Origin of the sequence: Candidatus Angelobacter sp., from assembly GCA_035607015.1 — a bacterium.
Taxonomy (GTDB): domain Bacteria; phylum Verrucomicrobiota; class Verrucomicrobiia; order Limisphaerales; family AV2; genus AV2.
Genome location: DATNDF010000169.1, coordinates 1 through 3,140, shown reverse-complemented (window position 1 = coordinate 3,140; position 3,140 = coordinate 1). Strand labels below are relative to the sequence as shown.

Sequence of the window (3,140 nt, the reverse complement as noted above, 5' to 3'; positions counted from 1 at the left end):
GAAGTCGCCGGTCAACTGCTGATAGCTGAAAAAAAACTGGTCACTCGCGCCGCCGATGTCCGAACCACCTCCCGTCAACGTGTAGGTGCCGCCGGAAAAACTCATCGAACCAGAGATGCCGGGCCCGCCAATGTCCGTTGGCGAGTAGGGGACGAGATTGAACGTGGTCTGTGAGTTGGGAACGATCGGATTGCCGGCCGGATCCCGAATGTCGTTGACCGTGAGCGTGTAGTTGACGCCGCTCGTTAACGGCGACGTGCCGAGGACAACCACGTTCGAACTCGACCCAAGGTTCGCGGACAGGACCTGAACACCGTTGTTGATGGCGTAATGATTGATGTCCGTTGCCGATGCTGTGTCCAGCCGCTTGGAAAAGTTGACGGTCACACCGTTCGCGCTCGCGACGGCCGAAAGCAACGCCGGAGGGTTGGTGTCGTTGACGGTGATGACGATCGGCGCGGAAGTTGCAGTTGCGCCATCATTGTCAGTTGCAACCGCGGTCAGCGTGTATTGACCATCGACAACAGTGTTCCAGACGACGCTGTAAGGACTGTTTGCCGATTCGCCGAGCTTCACGCCGCCTTGAAAATACTCGACCTTCGTGACCGCGCCATCGGAGTCGGCGGCGGAGGCGGTAAGTGTAAGGTTGGTTCCGGCCACGAACACGGAATTGTTGGCCGGGCTGAGAATGGCGACGCTGGGGAAGACATTTGTGCCGCGCAATTCGAGATCCAGAGCGATGTCAGGACTGTTGGTGCCGCCCTGGTGAATCTCAACGGCCAGCTGGTTTGTGCCGGTGACAAGGTAACTGCCTGAAATCAGCGAGGAGAAATACGTTTGTTCATCCGTGCCGGCCACCAGGGTCGTGGCCAGGGTGGTGTACGTGGGCACGCCGGCGGGCATGTTGTCGCGGCGGACCTCCGTGCCATTGAGATAAACGACTGCTCCGTCGTCGCGCAGCAGGTTCAAAGTGAGCGTTGCGAAAGCGGCGGCATTGGTCACGACAAACGATCTGCGGAAATAGGTGGTGATGTAGGTATTGTTCGGGTCGGGTCCGTAGCTGACCGTGGTGACTTCACCATCGCCGCCATAGCCAAGCCGGGCCGCACCGGAAGCCCAGGTGCTGTCATTGAAATTCGTTCCGTACCAGGCGGTGCCCTGGTCCGACCCGTTGTCCAGGTATTTCCATACCGCGCCGCGCGGCACGAGAATTCCCTGACCGAACACGGCCGAGGCCCCTGCCAGGAACAATGCCCCGCACCGGAGCCACGGGTGAGAAAAACGAGTTCGCATAAAGAAGAGGTCGGGCGGTTAAGACTGGAAATTCACGAGCGGGATTTCAGCAATACAGATGCCATCGTCGCATCGTGTACAGGAAGGAATTCGCCCGGGGACAGAGGCACGTCATGTTCTTTACCCATTGGCTTTGAGCCGCATCAAAAATGGAACCGCGCAAACTATACCGATTGGCCGCTAAAAATCAACAGCCCGCTCGCGCCCGGAAAAGTGACCGGGAGGGCGGACTGATTCCAACTGGCCGCGGGTTTCCTGCTTCCAACCTTCCTTTTGCACCAGAACTCCGGCACCATCTGCCCGTGGCAAGCGAAATCATCCTCCTGATCGACATCGGCAACACACACACGCATCTCGGTCTGGCAAATGAATCGCGCGTTATCAGGCAAACGGACATCCCGACGCCAGACTGGTTTTCCCGGCGTGGCGAACGGTTTGCGCTCCGATTTGTGGGTGACAGGAAGCTGCGAGGCGCAGCCTTGTGCAGCGTGGTGCCAAGGGTGACTCCGCTGGTCAAGCGAGCGGTCAAACGGGTTTGGAAAGTGTTTCCCTTCGAGTTGAAGCCCAAAACCCTGACCGGAGTGGGGATCAATTACCCGAGACCCGCTACCATCGGGCCGGACCGCCTGGCCAATGCCATGGCGGTCAGGCACCATTTCGGCTCGCCCGCGGTGGTTGTGGATTTCGGCACGGCGGTCACGTTCGACGTGGTGGACGGACGGGGAAATTACGCCGGCGGAATCATTGCGCCCGGACTGGCGGCGATGACGGATTATTTGCACGAGAAAACGGCGTTGCTTCCGCGCATCCGGATTCGCGAAGTCGGGTCGGCCATCGGCAAGAGCACGGAACAGGCGATGCTCATCGGCGCGGTGCATGGCTATCGCGGGCTGGTGCGGGAGTTGATTGGCAAACTGAAATGTGAATTGAAGGCCGACCGATTGCCGGTCGTGGCAACCGGCGGCTACGCGAAGCTCATCGCCGCCAAAATGCCGGAGGTCAGCGCAATCGAGCCAAACCTGACGCTGGAAGGCTTGCGACTGGCGTGGCGGGCGAACAAACTTGAAACCTGAAACCCGAAGCTTGAAACTCGCGCAACATGAATCGCATCGTGGAACGGTTCGCCCGCCTGAAAAAAGAGGGCCGGAAGGGCTTCATTGTTTACATCGGCGCAGGTGACCCGGACCTCGAAGCCACGCGACAACTCGCGCTTGCGTTTGATAAGGCCGGCGTGGATGTTCTCGAACTCGGCGTGCCGTTCAGCGATCCGTTGGCGGATGGATTGGTGAACCAGCTCGCGGCACAACGCGGGCTGGAATCCGGCACCACACCTCCGAAGGTGCTGGAGACGGTCGCCGCGATTCGCAAGGATTCGTCGGTGCCCATCGTTCTTTACATCTATTTCAATCTCGCGCACCGCCACGGTCTGGAAAAGTTTATCAACGACGCCGCGAAGGCGGGAGTGGACGGGATCCTCATGCTCGATCTGCCGCCCGAGGAATCCGGCAATTACGAGGAATTGATGCGACGCGCGGGCCTCTGCAACATTTACCTCGTCGCGCCGACGACGCCGGAGGATCGGATTGAGTTGATTGTGAAACGGGCGACCGGTTTCATTTACTACGTTTCGCGCGAAGGCGTCACCGGCATGCAGGACAAGATCGCCGCCAACCTCGCCCAACAGGTCGCTAAAATTCGCACGCATACGGATCTGCCTGTCGCGGTCGGGTTCGGCATCTCGAATCCGGAACAGGCCAAACTTGTCGCGTCGGTGGCAGATGCGGTCGTCGTGGGCAGTGCGGTGGTGAATCAAATTGCGGAGCATGGAAATTCGCCCGAACTTGTAA

3 protein-coding genes are annotated in these 3,140 nt (G+C 59.3%); 2 read left to right on the top strand and 1 reads right to left on the bottom strand.

From position 1 onward, the window contains the following. Positions 1-1,293, bottom strand: a 1,293-nt coding sequence (locus VN887_06875; GenBank protein ID HXT39730.1) for an Ig-like domain-containing protein, incomplete at its 3' end; no start/stop codon positions are given. Positions 1,294-1,595: 302 nt separating this feature from the next. On the opposite strand from VN887_06875, the gene VN887_06870 reads away from it, so the two are divergent. Continuing rightward, the gene (locus tag VN887_06870) at positions 1,596-2,366 is read left to right on the top strand and encodes a type III pantothenate kinase (GenBank protein ID HXT39729.1); all 771 of its coding nucleotides are present in this window, start codon (positions 1,596-1,598) and stop codon (positions 2,364-2,366) included. A 26-nt stretch (positions 2,367-2,392) separates the two neighbouring features. Further along, on the top strand, positions 2,393-3,140 hold a 748-nt coding region (trpA, locus tag VN887_06865; GenBank protein HXT39728.1), incomplete at its 3' end, for a tryptophan synthase subunit alpha.